Source organism: Streptomyces qinglanensis, assembly GCF_900111245.1.
Classification (GTDB): domain Bacteria; phylum Actinomycetota; class Actinomycetes; order Streptomycetales; family Streptomycetaceae; genus Streptomyces; species Streptomyces qinglanensis.
Window position 1 is genome coordinate 91,361 of sequence record NZ_FOGO01000011.1, and the last position, 15,242, is coordinate 106,602.

A 15,242-nucleotide genomic window follows, 5' to 3' on the forward strand; every position below is an offset into this window, starting at 1 on the left:
CACGGCACGGCGGCCACCGAGTCCGGCAGCCGCGGCACGGAAGCGGCCGATCCCGGCACGCACGACACGGGAGCGGTGGCCTGATGCGGACACAGATGTTCCTCGCCAGCACTCTGCACGGCGCCGCCACCCTGGCGGCGGCGCTCGACGCGGGCTGCTTCGAACCGGCCGAGCAGCGGCTGCTGCTGGTCAGCAACAACGCCGCGACTCCCGAGACGGCGCCGCCGCTGGAGACCGCGCCGGGCTTCGCGCGGCTGCGCGGCCGCTTCGACCGGGTGTTGTCGTGGAACGAGACGATCCGGCCGCTGCACCCGGCGGGCTGGTCACCGCGCGCGGACGACGCCCCGCTGTGGGAGCGGCACCTGCGCCGGATGTGGGACCTGGGGGACGGCCCCGAGGACGAGATCACGCTCGTTCTGGACGCGCTCCAGGACGAGCCCGCCGCGGCGGTGGCGCGGCTGTTCGCGGACGCGCCGATCGAGGCGTACGCGGGCGGGCTGACGAGCTACGGCCCCACCGGCGGCAAGCTGGATCCGCTGGTGGGCACCCGGGTGCGCCGGCTGCTCCACCTGGATCTGGTGCCCGGTCTGGCGCCGCTGCTGCTGTCGGAGTTCGGCGTACGGCCCGAGCCTGTCCCGGCCGGGGCGTTCCGTGCGGTACTGGCCGAGCTCGCGGGGGAAGCGCCGCCTTCGGCGGCCACCGCGCCCCGGGGTGCCGCGCTGCTGCTGGGCCCGTCGCCGTCCGCGCCGGAGCTGCTCTCCCCGGACGAGGAGGAGCGGCTCCAGGTGCGGATGCTGCGCGGGGCCGCGGCGCGCGGTCACCGCGAGATGGTCCTCAAGCCGCACCCGGCCGCGCCCGCGGACGTGCCGCGCGCCGTGGAGAAGGAGGCGGGCGAACTCGGTGTCGCGCTGACGGTGGTGGATCCGCGGACACCGGCGGAGGCGCTGTACGAGCGGACGCGCCCGGCCCTGGTGGTGGGCTGCTGCTCGACGGCGCTGTTGACGGCGTCGGCGCTCTACGGGCTGCCGGTGGCACGTACCGGTACGGGTCCGCTGCTGGAGCGGATCGCGCCCTACGAGAGCGCCGAGCGGGTGCCGGTGACGCTGGTGGACGCGCTGCTGCCCGATCTGGAGGACGGGGAGCAGGACGGCCGCGCCCCGCTTCCGCGCGGCGAGTCGGCGGCGCTGGTCCGCGCTGTCGGGTTCTGCATGCAGCCGCGGGTCCTCCCGGCGCTGCGTCCGGAGGCGGAGCGGTATCTGGCCGAGCGGTTGTCCCCGGCGACGCGCCGCTACTTCACGCGCCGCCGACTGACCGCGCTGGCGTTGCCCGGCGCGGTGCCCCGCCAGTTCGCGTTCGTCCCCCGCAACCGTGCGGTGCGCCGCGTCGCCCGCCGGGCGCGGGCGCTCAAGCGCGCGGCCCTGGGCTGAGTCCGGGCCGCGGGACACGGGGCGGCGCGGCGCGGGGCCGGACCGCGCCGGGCGGGGGGGCTCACCCGCCCGCCGAGCACGCCCGCACCGGGCCCCCGCACCCGGCCCCGCACCGCAGGCCCCACGGCGGGCCCCACGACGGGCACAGCAGGTCAGGCCGTGGCGACGTAGGTGCCGAAGGACCACAGGTTGCCCTCCGGGTCCCTGGCGGCGTACTCGCGCGAGCCGTAGTCCTGGTCGGTGGGCGGCAGCACGATCTCCGCGCCCGCCTCCACCGCGCGGGCGTGGTGCGCGTCCGGATCCTGTACCGAGACGTAGACCGCGCCGGGGCCCAGCCCCGCCATCAGACCGCTGTCGCGGGCGGTGCCGAGCAGCACGAGGCCGTCTCCGAACCGCAGCTCGGCGTGGACCACCGAACCGTCGTCGCCCTCGTGCACGCGGACGGGTTCGAAGCCGAACGCGGCCTGCAGGAAGTCGAGGGCGGCGCGGGGGTCGCGGTAGGTGAGCGCGGGGTTGAGCGGCATGCCGGCCCTCCTCGTGCGTCGCGCGCCTCTCCGGGCCGCCGGACCCCTCCGGGCTCTCCGGGCCTCCCCGGTGCGGCGCGCCTGCCGGGTACTGCTCCCACCCTGGCAGACACCCGCGGCATCGGCCTGCCGAGCACACCCGCCGCGCCGGGGAGAGCCCGGGCGGCGGCCCGGCGGGGAGGCGCACCCGGCGGGTGCCACCCACGCCGCGGAGGGCCGTTCACCACGCGCCGCGGCCGCTCACACCGCCGGGGGGCGCCGTTCGTACCAGCGCTGGTCGGCCTCCAACTGGGCGGCGAGGGAGACCAGCAGGGGCTCGCTGTCGGCGGGGCCCAGGAGCTGGGCTCCCAGCGGCAGCCGGTCCGGCTCGGTCACGGCGGCCGGGACGTTGACGCCGGGCCAGCCGAGGACGTTCCACGGCCAGGCGTACGGACAGTGGGCGATCATCCTGCGGTCGGTCTGCCAGTTGGACAGCCGCGCCAGATCGCCGATCCGGGGCGGCGGGGTGGCCGTGGTGGGGGCGAGGACGACGTCGTAGCGGTGGAAGATCCGGCCCACGTGGCGGCGCAGCGGCTCCTCGGCGGCCCGGGCCGCGCGCAGCAGCGGGCCGCCCAGCAGCCGCCCGGTGCGGGCCGCGGCGCGGGTGCGCGGGTCCAGCAGCGCGGGGTCGGGAGTGCGCTGCGCCCAGGTGCGGATGCCCGCGGTGGCGCGGGGGAGGAACGTCAGCCCGATCGGACCGTAGTGCGGGTCGGCCTCCTCCACCTCGTGTCCGAGTACGGCGAGCCGCTCGGCGAGGGCGCGCACGGCGGTGTCGACGCGGGGATCCAGCCGCTTCGGGGTGGCGGTGAACGCCCACCGGGTGGAGAGCGCGATCCGCAGCCGTCCGGGATCGCGGCCGAGCGCTCCGCGCACGTCCACGGGCGGCGGCCGGTGCAGATCGCCCTCCCGGTTCCCCGCGGCGGCGTCCAGCAGCAGCGCGGCGTCCTCGACTGTGCGCGCCAGCGGCCCGAGGACGGTGATGCCGTTGAACGCCTCCGGGTCCGGCCAGGTCGAGATGCGCCCCCGCTGGGGCTTGATGCCGACCAGATGCGTCCAGGCCGCGGGGATCCGGATCGACCCGGCGCCGTCGGAGCCCAGTGCCGCGGGCACCAGCCCGGCGGCGACGGCGGCTGCCGCACCGCCCGAGGAACCGCCGGGCGTGTGGGCCGGGTTCCAGGGGTTGCGGGTGTCGCCGAAGGCGCGGCCCTCGGTGAACGGCCACTGCCCCAGCTCGGGGCTGTTGGTCTTGCCGACGACGACCGCTCCGGCGGCCCGCAGCCTGCGCACCGCCTCCGCGTCGGCGGTCTTGACGGGGAAGTCCCCGGCGCAGCCGAACGCGGTGGGCTCCCCGCACACGTCGGTGTCGTCCTTGACCGCGACCGGGACGCCCAGCAGCGGCCGGTCGCGGCCCTGCTCGCGGGCCCGGTCGGCGGCGTCGGCCTCGGCCAGCGCCGCCTCCGCGCGCACCCTGCGGAAGGCGTTCAGCGTGGGCTGCGTGGCCTCGATCCGGGCGAGCGCCCGCTCGGTGAGCGCCCGGGAGGTGGTCTCCCCCGCTGCGAGGGCGGCGGCGGCACGGGCGAGTCCGGGCAGCGGCTCCGGCTCGCCGCCACCGGTTCCGGGGGCGGGCGGGGGCTGCTGGGGCCGGGGCTGCGGCTGTTCGGCGGACCCCGTCCCGGTTCCTGTCGACATGGACACCTCGCGGCCTGCTCGTCGGTCGTCGGTCACGCCTGCGCCTACTGTCCCCGATCCGCACCCGTTTTTAAACCCGCCAGTAACAAAACCGGGCGCGGCACCCGCCGCGGCGATCGGCAGCGGCGACTGCGGGTTCACGGGGCGGCACGCTGGGCAGTGATGGACCCGTACACCTGTCGAACCTCCGGGGGTGGGGATGCGCGGGAGGGGAGCAACGGCCGTGCGCGGTGCGGCGGTCTCGGCCGCGGTGCTGCTGACGGCGGGCGCGCTCGCCGCATGCGAGGTGAAGGATGGAGCGAGCGGCCCGTCCGTGCGGATCTCCACGGCCCCGCAGAAGGCGGCGGGGAAGCCGCCGCCCGCCCCGGTACCCCTGCAGACGAAGCGCTCGGCACCGGCCCGGCCCGCGCAGCCCACCCGGCCGCAGCAGCCGAAGGCCGCGCAACCGGCCGCGCAGGCGGTACGGATGGCGCCCGGAGCGCGCGGCGCGAACGTACGCGAACTCCAGGCGCGGCTGCGGCAACTGGGCCACTTCGACCGCAACCCGACCGGCTACTACGGCCCGGTGACGGCCGGTTCGGTCTCCGCGTTCCAGCAGCGGCGCGGCATGGCCCGCACCGGCAAGGTCACCGACGCGGTGCTGAGCGCGCTGCGGGCCCGCACGCACCAGCCCACCCGCACCGAACTGCACCCGCCCACCAGCCGCCCGCCGGCTGCTCCGGACCCGCGCTGCACCACGGGGCGCGCGCTGTGCATCAGCAAGACGAGCCGCACCGCGGTGTGGATGGTCGACGGCACGGTGCGCACGGCGATGGACGTGCGGTTCGGCTCGGCCTACACACCGACCCGCGAGGGCCAGTTCAAGGTCGACTTCAAGAGCCGGCACCACCGCTCGACCCTCTACGACAGCCCGATGCCCTACGCGATGTTCTTCAGCCGGGGCCAGGCGGTGCACTACTCCTCCGACTTCGCCGCCCGCGGGTACGCGGGCGCCTCGCACGGGTGCGTGAACGTGCGGGACAAGAAGAAGATCGCGAAGGTCTTCGCGGAGATCCGCCCGGGCGACAAGGTCGTGGTCTACAAGTGACCGCGCTCCGCCCGGCAGAACGCCCCGCCCGCGCACCGGGCCGCCGTGCGAACAGCCGGGGAGGAGCGAGGGAGTGAGGGGGCGCGGGCGGGACCGGGGGAACGTGTCCCGCCCGCGCCATCGCGCGAACCCAGAGGTACGGGGGGAACCTCGGGCTTACCGCGCCGCCGATGACCAGTCGGCTCACTCTCTTCAGCGCCGTGCCCGGCGAAAGTGTCACACCGTCGGCCGGGTGAACCGTGTGGCGCCTGTCACTGCCGCGTCGGTGCGGCCGTCCCCGCCGTCGTGCTCGGTGCGGGGTCCGAGGGCTCGGACGGCACGCCGCCCCCGCTCGCACCCGAACCGCCGGTGTCCGCGCCGCCGGAACCGCCGGTGTCCCCACCGCCGTCGCCGCCGCCGGCGCTCTCCCCCGAGCCGCCGCCGGAGCCGGTGCTCTGCCCGCCGCCACCGCCGGCGCTCTCTCCGCCGCCTCCGCCGGAGCTGTCGCTCTCCCCGTGCCGGGCGCAGAACCTCCGCACCACGGCCCGGCCGCCCGCGGCGCGTTCCAGCTTGCGGCGGTCGTCGGTCTCCAGCTTGTCCGCCGCGTACGCCTTGCACAGCGCCTCGGCGATGGCTTCCTTCCGGGAGCCGCCGTGGCCGCCGTGGTGCCCGCCCGCGCCGGGGAAGGTGCCGCCGGGTCTGTCCCTCCACGAGCCGTTGCCGCCCAGGTCGCCACCGGTGCCACCGTCGGCGAGGTCCCGGGAGGAGCCGTCCTGCCCGCTCCCCTTGCCGCCGTCGGCGCCCCCGCCGTCTCCGTCCTCACCGCCGCCCCCGCCGGGCCGGGTGGACCGGTCGCGGCCGCCGTGCCGCTCGCCCGCGCTGTCCCGGCCGGGCGTCCCGGCACCGCTTCCGCCGCCCTCCTCCGGGCTCTCGGAACCGGAACTGGCGGCCGGAGAGGCGGTGGCGGCGGGTGCGTCGCCGCTCGAGAAGGGGGTCGGCAGCACTCCCGCTCCGGCCGCGACCGCGACCCCGCCGAGCGCGCAGCCCGCCAGCGCGACAGCGAATCCGGCCCGCAGGGGTCGGCCCGTGAGGATGTGCCGGGTACGGCTGCGGGCACCGCCCAGCGCACCGCCGCCGCCGAGCGCGTCGGCCGCCGCGGCCGTGGTGGTGCCGCCGTGCCCGGCCGCGACCCGGGCAGCACGGAAGGCGTCCAGCGCCGCGGCCTCGCCGGGGAGTTCGACCGGAGTGGTGCCGGGTGCGGTGGGAAGGGGTGCGCTGTGGGCGGTGGACAGCTCGTCCAGCGCTGCGGCGAGCCGGGCCGCCGTACGGCGGTCGGCCTCGCGGAACCAGTCGGGTGAGGGCACGTCGAGACGGCCCCCGGCTCTTCGCCCCGATCGTCCGGTGCCGGCCGCGGAGTCCGCCCGTGCCGACTGGCCGGCCGCGGGGTCCGCGTGCTCCTGGGCGGATTCCCGCCGTCCGGCCGGAGATCCGCGCTCCGCGGAGGAGCCGCCCTCCGGGCCGTCGTCCCGTGCCTCGGCGGCCGGGCCGGAACCGGAGTCCGGTCTGCCGTTTTCACCGGCTTCGACCGGCAGGCCGCGCAGCAAGCGCTCCGCAGTCTCTTCGTCCAGCCAACTGTACCGGTCGTCCGCCATCACGTTTCCCTCAGCGTTCGGGTGGCTTTATGCGTCACACCGCGCGCCATGCCGCGAGTCCTGCCCTTCGCCGTGCCACCGCCCGGCCTGGACCCGGAGCCCGGACCGCCGGGGCCACCGGCCGGGCCGTCGGCCACCGCCCCGCCCGCGCCGTCGACCGCGTCGCCGGAAGGGCCCAGGGCCCGCTCCTCCAGCAGCTCCGCCAGCCTGCGCAGTCCGCGGTGCGCGGCCGTCCGCACCGCGCCGGAGCGTTTGCCCAGCACCTGCGCTGCGCTCTTGGCGTCCAGTCCGACCACCACCCGCAGCACGACCGCCTCGGCCTGGTCGCGCGGGAGTTGCGATATGAGCGCCATCGTGCTGCTGGTCCCCAGCGCCTCCAGCGCCTCGTCCGCCGTGTCGGTGCCGGCCGGCAGGACGGTCAGTTCGCTCTCGTCACCGCCGACGGCGGGGCGGCGGCCGCGCATCCGCAGATGGTCCAGGCCCCGGTTGCGGGCGATCCGTGCCGCCCAGCCGCGGAACCGGTCCGCGTCGCCGTGGAAGCGGGGCAGGTCGCGGGCGATCTGCAGCCACGCCTCGGAGGCCACGTCCTCGGCGTCGGCGTCCGGCACCAGCGTGCGCACGTAGCCGAGCAGGCGCGGGTGCACCGAGCGGTAGACGGTGCGGAAGGCGGACTCGTCCCCCTCCTGCGCCGCTTGCACCGCAGCGGTCAGCTCCGCGTCGTCCCCCTGCACGCCCGTCTCTCGCCCCACTCCGCGAAGGTGTCTGTGCTGTGCGCCGTTGCCGGGAGTCAGCATCCCGGCCGCCGGATTTTCGCGTCCCGGCTGCCGGGTTCGGTCCACCCGGCGCGGCGCGAGCAGCACGCTAAGGCCAAGTGTGCACGCTCGTCCATGCCGAAGGGAGAGGCGGGGCGGCAGCGCGCTGTGCGTAAGGAGGCGGTAGCCCACCGTCAGCATCCGGACTCCGCGGTGAGCACGGAACGGCGGCCCGCGAACGGTTGCGGCGTGGCGCGTAACACATTGCGAGGCGGTGGCGCTGAGGAGAGTACGGGCAAGCCGCTGGCGTAGTGAGCCCGTGTCCGACGGCGGCCGGGGTCTCTCCTGTGGGGGGTGGCGACCCCGGTCGCCCTCGGCTTTCTCCGCCGGTCCGGCACCCGTTTCCTCTCCTCGGCCGCCCGCGGTGCGCCCCGCCGCCGCCCCTGGCGCCGCCGGCCGGAGCCGCCCGTGCCACGATGCGGCCGCATGAACGGCACCACGCCCTCTCCGTCCTCCGGACTCTCCACGCCGGCTGCGCACTTCGCGCTGCCCGGCACCGGACCGGGCACGACACCGCCCTCGCCCCCCGCGCCCGTTCCGGTGGACTGGCCGGCCGTGGAGTCCTGGCTGGGCCTGCGGCTGCCCCGGGACTACAAGGAACTGGTCACCGCCTACGGGCCGCTCGACCTCGGCGCATACGTCTGGGTGCACGCGCCGTGTGTCCAAGAGGGCAGGTTCGACTACGCGGGCTGGCTGCACGACACCCACCGGCAGACCCGGATCAGCGCCCGGGGCGCCGGTACCGAGGGGCCGCCGCTCTTCCACCCCGCGGCCGGTGGGCTGCTGGCGTGGGGCGAGACGCGGGGCGGCGGGGTACTCCTGTGGGACACCTCCGCCTCCGAGGACCCGGACGCGTGGCCCGTCGTCCTCTTCGACTGGAACGTCTACCCCAGCCCGGACCCGGACGCCACCTCGGAGAGCCGCCCCTGGTACCGCCTCGGCGGCACCGCCACCGAAACCCTCAGCGCCCTGCTGACCACCGGCATCCCCATGGACGGCGGCGGCCGGTTCGGACCGCTGCCCGGAACCGCACAGCGCACCGCCTACCTTCCCGAGGCCGCCCGCTGGACCCCGCCGCCGCCCGCGGCGGAGCACGACCCCGCGCGGCGGGCCGCGTTGAGCGAGGGCAGCGGGCTCGCGGCGCTGACCGCGCTCGTCCCGCCGCCGGAGCAGCCGTACCTGGGCGATGCGGCGGGCGAGGGCTGGGAGCCCCTTTTTGCCGAGCTGGGCACCAGGCTGCCGCACGAGTACGTCACCCTGCTCGAGACCTACGGTGCGGGCTGCTGGTCGGAGTGGCTGCGCTTCCACACCCCGCTGCGCCGTGCGGGGGCGGCTGCCGATCCGGAGGCGGGCGGCGGATTCGGCTGGCACGTGCAGCAGGTCAACGACGCCTATCGAACGCTGAAGGGCAACTGGCCCGAGGAGTATCCGCTGGCGAGCCGGCCGGAGCCGGGCGGCTTCCTGCCGTTCGCCAACTCCATCGACGGCGACGCACTGGGCTGGCTGACCGAGGGCGCGGATCCGGACCGCTGGCCGCTGCTCGTCTGGCCGCGGCACGCCCGTCAGGGACCCGCGCTGGAGGGTTCCCTGACCGACGTCCTGCTCTCGTGGCTGCGTGGCGCATTCGCCACGCCGGGCTTCGCCGAACTCGACGAGGACGACGACCCGCTGGACTTCGCCAAGTTCGAGCCGTGGCCGGCGGACGCCTACTGGTGAGACGGCGTCCGCCGGCCCGGCGGCGGGCCGGTCCCGGTCAGTCCACCTTGTCGACGAGCTTCACGAAGTCGTCCCAGGAGCGTTCGGGCCGCTGCGGGTCCCACAGCTTCTGGGCCGTCGCGGCGAGCGGCAGCCGGATCCCGCGGGCGACCTGTCCGGTGGTCTGCGCGTCGGCGAGGTCGCCCCAGACGGCGAACCGGCCGCCGAGGATGCGGTCCCGTCCGGCCCACTTGTCCGGCACCGGGTCGGTGCCGCGCACCACGGCGGGGGTCCACTCCTCGTAGATGCGCCGGCCGGTCGGATAGGTGAAGTTGTTGGGCTGGCCGAGGACGTAGTACAGGTACTCGTCGTTGAGGTTGACGATCTTCCAGCCCTCCTTCAGGTACTCGGACGGCTGCCGCTCCCCCGCTTCCCGTCCGGTCCAGTAGGCGACCTCGCGCGGCTTGTTCGGCTTGACGACGCCGCCGCGGTGCATGCCGTCGTTCCACACCTGCGGGATCTTGCCCTGCTTGTCCAGGGTCGAGGCGCGGTCGTTGAGCCAGGCGGTCGCCAGGTCCTGGACGGTGGCCTTGTCCCCGAACTCCTCCCGCGCCTTCTTCGCGAGCCCGGGATAGGTCTGCTCCGGGTTCTCCGTCATCAGTGCCTGGTACTCGTCGCCGCCCGCGTGCGCCCACTTGCCGGGGAACAGGTCGGCGAACTCGACCAGCAGCTCGTCGACGAGCTTGGCGGCGGCGGGCTTGCTGATGTCGATCGCGCCGCGCGGGGTGGCGCCCGAGGCGCTGCGCAGTTGCAGTTCGGGGTGGGCCTTCAGGACGGCGCCGAGATGGCCGGGCGAGTCGATCTCGGGGATGACGGTGATGTGCCGGGAGGCGGCGAGGCCGACGATGTCGCGGACCTGCGCCTTGGTCAGATGGGGGTCGGAGACGATCTCGGGGTGGGTCTCGCTCTCGACACGGAACGCCTGGTCGTCGGAGAGGTGGAGCTGGAGCTGGTTGAGCTTGAGGTCGCCCATCTCGCGGATCCGGGCCTTGATCCAGTCGGCGCTGAAGTTCTTGCGCGCGATGTCCAGGGAGAAGCCGCGCTGCGGGCGGTCGGGGGCGTCGGCGACGGTGCCCTCGGCGAAGCGGCCCTGGGCCCGCCAGGTCTGGAGGAGGGTGCGGGTGCCGTAGAAGACCCCGGCGTCGCCGCCTCCGGTGATGGTGATCTTGCCGTCGCTGCTGACCAGCCGGTAGCTCTCGGGGCCGCCGTTCACCTTGCCGCCGGGGGACTTCCCGCCGTCCTCGCCGCGCTTGAGCTCGATGTCGCCGGTGCGGGACGGGCCCTTGGCGACCGGCACCTTCAGCTCGTCGGCGAGCAGCTTCGCCTCGTCGCGGAGCGAGTCGGAACCGGGGACGACGCGGGTGCGGTCCGTACGCTGCCAGCCCGGACCCCGTACGGCCTTCCACTGGCGCACCGAGGGCACGGCCGAGGGTGCGGGGCCGAGCCGGTCGGGCCCCTGGGGCGGCTGCTCCGATCCGCTCCCGGAGGCGGAGGGGGAATCGCTGCCCCCGTCGCCGTCACCGCCGCAGGCGGTCAGGCCGAGCAGGCTGACGGCGAGGGTGAGTGCCAGCGGTGCGCCGGAGCGGCGCACCGCCCCGACGGCAGTCCGTCTCGACTTCTTCGACCAGTTTCGTCCCATACGGATACGGTATTTCCCCTTCCCAACCCTTCCCCGTCAGCTATGCGTCCCCACGCGTTCCCTTACGGGTGAAAAGCACGACTCGGACGGCCGATCTTGCCTGGTCGCCACTACCGTGGCGCATCCGGGTCCACATCCGGATCCTTCGGACTTACGGAGCGCATGACCCTTCCCACCCCTCCCCGCCACGGAACGCGGACACCCCTGGACCGGCTGAACAGCGCCGCCCTCGCGACGGTCGAGCCGCTGCTGCTGCGCTGCTGCGGCAGCCGCCGCTGGGCCCGCCGTCTCGTGACGCACCGGCCCTACCCGGATGTGGAGGCCCTGCTGGCGGCGGCCGACGAGGCGAGCTACGACCTGACCCCGGCGGATCTGCGGGAGGCACTGGTCTGCGAGACGGCCGCACACCCGCTGGAGGGGGAGCCGCAGCCGGGCGTACTCGCCGCGCACACGGCCCTGCGGGCAGCCCACGCCGCGTACGAGCGGAAATTCGGACACGCGTTCCTGTACTGCCTGGACGGGTTCGCCGCCGAGGAGCGGCTGGGCCAGGTACTGGCGGGGATCAGGTTGCGGTTGGAGAACGATGCCGACGAGGAGTGGGCAGTCACCGCGGAGGAGCTGCGGCGGCTGGCGCGCGGGCGGCTCGGGCGGCTGGCGGCGCCCGGACCGGCGGACTGAGCCCCGCCGCACGCGGGCAGCGGTGTGTCCCCGCTCACACCGCGGATAGGCCGTCCGTGCCTGATTGATCACACCTGCACACCCCTGGGCGAACGTGCCGACAACCCGTCGCTACGATGACCGAGGCCGGTGGACCGTACCCGGCCGGGCCCGCCCGACCTACCGAAGCCGGCAGGCCCCAATATCCGCTCCCGGAGGGTTTATCCGTGCCGGCTGGAACGCTGTACCGCGGCCGGGAAGGAATGTGGTCCTGGGTGGCTCACCGAGTCACCGGCGTCCTCATCTTCTTCTTCCTGTTCGTGCACGTCCTCGACACCGCGCTCGTCCGCGTCTCGCCCGAGGCGTACGACGACACTGTCGCGATCTACAAGACTCCGCTCGTCAACCTGATGGAGTACGGCCTGGTGGCCGCCATCCTCTTCCACGCGCTGAACGGCCTGCGGGTCATCGCCGTGGACTTCTGGTCGAAGGGCGCGAGGTACCAGAAGCAGATGCTGTGGACCGTGCTGGGCGTGTGGATCGTCCTCATGGCCGGTGCCTTCTACCCGGTCCTGCAGCACACGCTGCGCGAGCTGTTCGGGAGCTGATCCGTGATGTCGACGACCGAGACGACCGAGGCCGCCAAGAACGACGGCGCGGGCGAGCCCACCGACAGCGTCACGCTGTACGACGTGGACCACCCGGCCCCCGTCATCGAACCGCCGCGCAAGCGGACCGCGAAGACGCCCAAGGCGTCCCGCGGCAATTTCGAGATGCAGACATGGCTGTTCATGCGGCTGTCGGGCATCGTGCTGGTGGTGCTCGTCCTGGGCCACCTGCTGATCCAGCTCGTGCTGGACGGCGGCGTCAGCAAGATCGGCTTCGCGTTCGTCGCGGGCCGCTGGGCCTCGCCGTTCTGGCAGGTGTGGGACCTGGCGATGCTGTGGCTGGCGATGCTGCACGGCGCCAACGGGCTGCGCACGGTGATCAACGACTACGCCGAGCGCGACAACACCCGCTTCTGGCTGAAGATGCTGCTCTACACGGCCACCGTCTTCACCGTCCTGCTGGGCACGCTGGTGATCTTCACCTTCGACCCGAACATCCGCTGACGTACCGGGGCTGAAGGCTGAGGTTTTCCCGATGAACAACGTCAAGATCCACAAGTACGACACCGTCATCGTCGGCGCGGGCGGCGCCGGTATGCGCGCGGCCATCGAGTCCACCAAGCGCAGCCGCACCGCGGTGCTGACCAAGCTCTACCCCACCCGCTCCCACACCGGCGCGGCGCAGGGCGGCATGGCCGCGGCCCTCGCCAACGTCGAGGAGGACAACTGGGAGTGGCACACCTTCGACACGATCAAGGGCGGCGACTACCTGGTCGACCAGGACGCCGCCGAGATCCTGGCGAAGGAGGCCATCGACTCCGTCCTCGACCTGGAGAAGATGGGCCTGCCCTTCAACCGCACCCCGGACGGCACCATCGACCAGCGGCGGTTCGGCGGCCACTCGCGCAACCACGGCGAAGCCCCGGTGCGCCGCTCCTGCTACGCGGCCGACCGCACCGGCCACATGATCCTCCAGACGCTGTACCAGAACTGCGTCAAGGAGGGCGTGGAGTTCTTCAACGAGTTCTACGTCCTGGACCTGCTCCTCAACGAGGTCGACGGCGTCCGCAGGACCGCCGGAGTCGTCGCCTACGAGCTGGCCACCGGCGACGTGCACGTCTTCCGCGCCAAGTCCGTCGTCTTCGCCTCCGGCGGCAACGGCAAGTTCTTCAAGGTCACCTCCAACGCGCACACCCTGACCGGCGACGGCCAGGCCGCCGCGTTCCGGCGCGGGCTGCCGCTGGAGGACATGGAGTTCTTCCAGTTCCACCCGACCGGCATCTGGAAGATGGGCATCCTGCTCACCGAGGGCGCCCGCGGCGAGGGCGGCATCCTGCGGAACAAGGACGGCGAGCGCTTCATGGAGAAGTACGCGCCCGTCATGAAGGACCTCGCCTCGCGTGACGTCGTCTCCCGCGCGATCTACACCGAGATCCGCGAGGGCCGCGGCTGCGGCGCCGACAAGGACCACGTCTACCTGGACCTCACGCACCTGCCGCCGGAGCAGCTCGACGCCAAGCTGCCCGACATCACCGAGTTCGCGCGCACCTACCTGGGCATCGAGCCCTACACCGACCCGGTGCCGATCCAGCCGACCGCGCACTACGCGATGGGCGGCATCCCGACCAACGTGCAGGGCGAGGTGCTGGGGGACAACAGCACCCCCATCCCCGGCCTGTACGCGGCCGGCGAGGTCGCCTGCGTCTCGGTGCACGGCGCCAACCGGCTGGGCACCAACTCGCTGCTGGACATCAACGTCTTCGGCCGCCGGGCCGGCATCGCCGCCGCCGAGTACGCGGCCACCGCCGACCACATCGACCTGCCCGAGGACCCGGCCACCTTCGTCCTCGACGAGATCGAGAACCTGCGCGACGCCACCGGCAACGAGCGCGTGGTCGACATCCGCAAGGCGCTGCAGGCCACCATGGACAAGAACGTCATGGTCTTCCGCACCGAGCAGACGCTGAAGGAGGCCGTCGAGGAGATCGGCGCCCTGCGCAAGCGCTTCCGCGACATCAGCGTCCAGGACAAGGGCAAGCGCTTCAACACCGACCTGCTGGAGGCCCTGGAGCTGGGCAACCTGCTCGACCTGGCCGAGGTCACGGCGGTCTCCGCGCTCGCCCGCAAGGAGTCGCGCGGCGGTCACTACCGCGAGGACTTCCCCAACCGCGACGACGTCAACTTCATGCGGCACACCATGGCGTACCGCGAGGTGGGCGACGACGGCACCGAGTCGATCCGGCTGGACTACAAGCCGGTCGTGCAGACCCGCTACCAGCCGATGGAGCGTAAGTACTGATGAGCACCGCAACGCTGGACAAGAACGACTCCGCCGGGCCCGTCGACTCGGCCGAGAACAGCGCCTCGCACCTGATCACCCTCACGCTGCGGATCCGCCGGTTCAACCCGGAGGTCTCCGAGGACGCGCAGTGGCAGGACTTCACGCTGAAGATCGACCCGAAGGACCGCGTCCTCGACGCGCTCCACCAGATCAAGTGGGAGCAGGACGGCACCCTCACCTTCCGCCGCTCCTGCGCCCACGGCATCTGCGGCTCGGACGCCATGCGGATCAACGGGCGCAACCGGCTCGCGTGCAAGACGCTGCTGAAGGACATCAACCCCGAGAAGCCGATCACGGTCGAGCCGATCAAGGGGCTCACGGTCCTCAAGGACCTGGTCGTCGACATGGAGCCGTTCTTCCAGGCGTACCGCGACGTGATGCCCTTCCTCATCACCAACGGCAACGAGCCCACCCGTGAGCGCTACCAGTCCGCCGCGGACCGGGAGCGGTTCGACGACACCACCAAGTGCATCCTGTGCGCCGCGTGCACCTCGTCCTGCCCGGTCTTCTGGAACGACGGCCAGTACTTCGGGCCCGCGGCCATCGTCAACGCGCACCGGTTCATCTTCGACTCGCGCGACGAGGGCGGCGAGCAGCGGCTGGAGATCCTCAACGACCGGGACGGAGTGTGGCGCTGCCGCACCACGTTCAACTGCACGGACGCCTGTCCGCGGGGTATCGAGGTCACCAAGGCCATCCAAGAGGTCAAGCGGGCCCTGATCACCCGCCGCTTCTGACCCTCCCCGGAACGCCCCCCCTTCGCGGGGGGCGTTTACGCGGGGTCAGTCCCCTCCGCGGGTGACCTGGCTCCGTGGGGGCACGCCCCCGTCGTCCTTCGGCTGCCGCCGAGCGGTCGTGTCGGGGGGCGCTGCCCCCCAACGGCCCCCCGCTAAGGGGGCTCCGCCCCCTTAGAAACCCCCAGGCACCAACACTTCTCCCTCCCCCTCCCGCATCCGGCAACCGCCGGAGGACTCTCGACTGCGGGAGCGCTCTTGTGCTGTGACGGACGGCATCAGGACACTTCCCGCACCCA

13 protein-coding genes are annotated in these 15,242 nt (G+C 73.7%); 8 read left to right on the plus strand and 5 right to left on the minus strand.

Annotated features, from left to right (window positions below):
- Positions 1-83 precede the first annotated feature (83 nt).
- Positions 84-1,427 carry a polysialyltransferase family glycosyltransferase gene (locus BMX65_RS22050; RefSeq protein ID WP_075002094.1) on the plus strand — a complete coding sequence of 448 codons (1,344 nt, stop codon included), beginning with the start codon at positions 84-86 and terminating at the stop codon, positions 1,425-1,427.
- A gap of 152 nt (positions 1,428-1,579) precedes the next feature.
- Here the strand turns inward: BMX65_RS22050 and BMX65_RS22055 are convergent, their stop codons facing one another.
- Complete coding sequence (locus tag BMX65_RS22055) at positions 1,580-1,951, minus strand: VOC family protein (RefSeq protein ID WP_075002095.1); 372 nt, start codon at positions 1,949-1,951, stop codon at positions 1,580-1,582.
- Between the two features lie 240 nt (positions 1,952-2,191).
- The gene (locus tag BMX65_RS22060; protein ID WP_079172026.1) at positions 2,192-3,679 is read right to left on the minus strand and encodes an amidase; all 1,488 of its coding nucleotides are present in this window, start codon (positions 3,677-3,679) and stop codon (positions 2,192-2,194) included.
- 199 nt (positions 3,680-3,878) lie between these two features.
- On the opposite strand from BMX65_RS22060, the gene BMX65_RS22065 reads away from it, so the two are divergent.
- Entirely contained in the window at positions 3,879-4,766 is an 888-nt protein-coding gene (locus tag BMX65_RS22065) for a L,D-transpeptidase family protein (RefSeq protein ID WP_075002096.1), read from the plus strand.
- A 251-nt stretch (positions 4,767-5,017) separates the two neighbouring features.
- Here the strand turns inward: BMX65_RS22065 and BMX65_RS22070 are convergent, their stop codons facing one another.
- A complete protein-coding gene (locus BMX65_RS22070) occupies positions 5,018-6,397 on the minus strand; it encodes a hypothetical protein (RefSeq protein WP_075002097.1) in 1,380 nt (459 codons plus the stop codon).
- Positions 6,397-7,128 carry an RNA polymerase sigma factor gene (locus BMX65_RS22075; protein ID WP_075002098.1) on the minus strand — a complete coding sequence of 244 codons (732 nt, stop codon included), beginning with the start codon at positions 7,126-7,128 and terminating at the stop codon, positions 6,397-6,399. The genes BMX65_RS22070 and BMX65_RS22075 overlap by 1 nt, the downstream gene beginning before the upstream one ends.
- 507 nt (positions 7,129-7,635) lie before the next feature.
- Between BMX65_RS22075 and BMX65_RS22080 the strand changes: the two genes are divergently transcribed.
- Positions 7,636-8,925 carry an SMI1/KNR4 family protein gene (locus tag BMX65_RS22080; protein ID WP_239502087.1) on the plus strand — a complete coding sequence of 430 codons (1,290 nt, stop codon included), beginning with the start codon at positions 7,636-7,638 and terminating at the stop codon, positions 8,923-8,925.
- Positions 8,926-8,962: 37 nt separating this feature from the next.
- On the opposite strand, the gene BMX65_RS22085 is transcribed toward BMX65_RS22080, so the two are convergent.
- Positions 8,963-10,603: a beta-N-acetylhexosaminidase gene (locus BMX65_RS22085; protein WP_075002099.1), complete on the minus strand. Its 1,641-nt coding sequence runs from the start codon at positions 10,601-10,603 to the stop codon at positions 8,963-8,965.
- 162 nt (positions 10,604-10,765) lie between these two features.
- On the opposite strand from BMX65_RS22085, the gene BMX65_RS22090 reads away from it, so the two are divergent.
- From BMX65_RS22090 to BMX65_RS22110, 5 genes are all read left to right on the plus strand, one after another.
- Entirely contained in the window at positions 10,766-11,281 is a 516-nt protein-coding gene (locus BMX65_RS22090) for a 2-oxo-4-hydroxy-4-carboxy-5-ureidoimidazoline decarboxylase (protein WP_075002100.1), read from the plus strand.
- A 206-nt stretch (positions 11,282-11,487) separates the two neighbouring features.
- Positions 11,488-11,868, plus strand: coding sequence for a succinate dehydrogenase, cytochrome b556 subunit (gene sdhC / locus BMX65_RS22095; RefSeq protein WP_037706945.1), 381 nt, complete (start codon positions 11,488-11,490; stop codon positions 11,866-11,868).
- 6 nt (positions 11,869-11,874) lie between these two features.
- Positions 11,875-12,372 (plus strand): succinate dehydrogenase hydrophobic membrane anchor subunit, encoded by a 498-nt coding sequence (locus BMX65_RS22100; RefSeq protein ID WP_075002101.1) that lies wholly within the window; start codon positions 11,875-11,877, stop codon positions 12,370-12,372.
- A 31-nt stretch (positions 12,373-12,403) separates the two neighbouring features.
- Positions 12,404-14,167 (plus strand): succinate dehydrogenase flavoprotein subunit, encoded by a 1,764-nt coding sequence (gene sdhA, locus BMX65_RS22105; RefSeq protein WP_075002102.1) that lies wholly within the window; start codon positions 12,404-12,406, stop codon positions 14,165-14,167.
- Positions 14,167-14,946 carry a succinate dehydrogenase iron-sulfur subunit gene (locus BMX65_RS22110; protein WP_075002103.1) on the plus strand — a complete coding sequence of 260 codons (780 nt, stop codon included), beginning with the start codon at positions 14,167-14,169 and terminating at the stop codon, positions 14,944-14,946. Before sdhA ends, BMX65_RS22110 begins: the two co-directional genes overlap by 1 nt.
- Positions 14,947-15,242: the final 296 nt, after the last annotated feature.

Coding starts and splice junctions, on each gene's coding strand:
- BMX65_RS22050 (WP_075002094.1), top strand. CDS start 84: ATGCGGACACAGATGTTCCTCGCCAGCACTCTGCACGGCGCCGCCACC.
- BMX65_RS22055 (WP_075002095.1), bottom strand. CDS start 1,951: ATGCCGCTCAACCCCGCGCTCACCTACCGCGACCCCCGCGCCGCCCTC.
- BMX65_RS22060 (WP_079172026.1), bottom strand. CDS start 3,679: ATGTCGACAGGAACCGGGACGGGGTCCGCCGAACAGCCGCAGCCCCGG.
- BMX65_RS22065 (WP_075002096.1), top strand. CDS start 3,879: ATGCGCGGGAGGGGAGCAACGGCCGTGCGCGGTGCGGCGGTCTCGGCC.
- BMX65_RS22070 (WP_075002097.1), bottom strand. CDS start 6,397: ATGGCGGACGACCGGTACAGTTGGCTGGACGAAGAGACTGCGGAGCGC.
- BMX65_RS22080 (WP_239502087.1), top strand. CDS start 7,636: ATGAACGGCACCACGCCCTCTCCGTCCTCCGGACTCTCCACGCCGGCT.
- BMX65_RS22085 (WP_075002099.1), bottom strand. CDS start 10,603: ATGGGACGAAACTGGTCGAAGAAGTCGAGACGGACTGCCGTCGGGGCG.
- BMX65_RS22090 (WP_075002100.1), top strand. CDS start 10,766: ATGACCCTTCCCACCCCTCCCCGCCACGGAACGCGGACACCCCTGGAC.
- BMX65_RS22100 (WP_075002101.1), top strand. CDS start 11,875: ATGTCGACGACCGAGACGACCGAGGCCGCCAAGAACGACGGCGCGGGC.
- sdhA (WP_075002102.1), top strand. CDS start 12,404: ATGAACAACGTCAAGATCCACAAGTACGACACCGTCATCGTCGGCGCG.
- BMX65_RS22110 (WP_075002103.1), top strand. CDS start 14,167: ATGAGCACCGCAACGCTGGACAAGAACGACTCCGCCGGGCCCGTCGAC.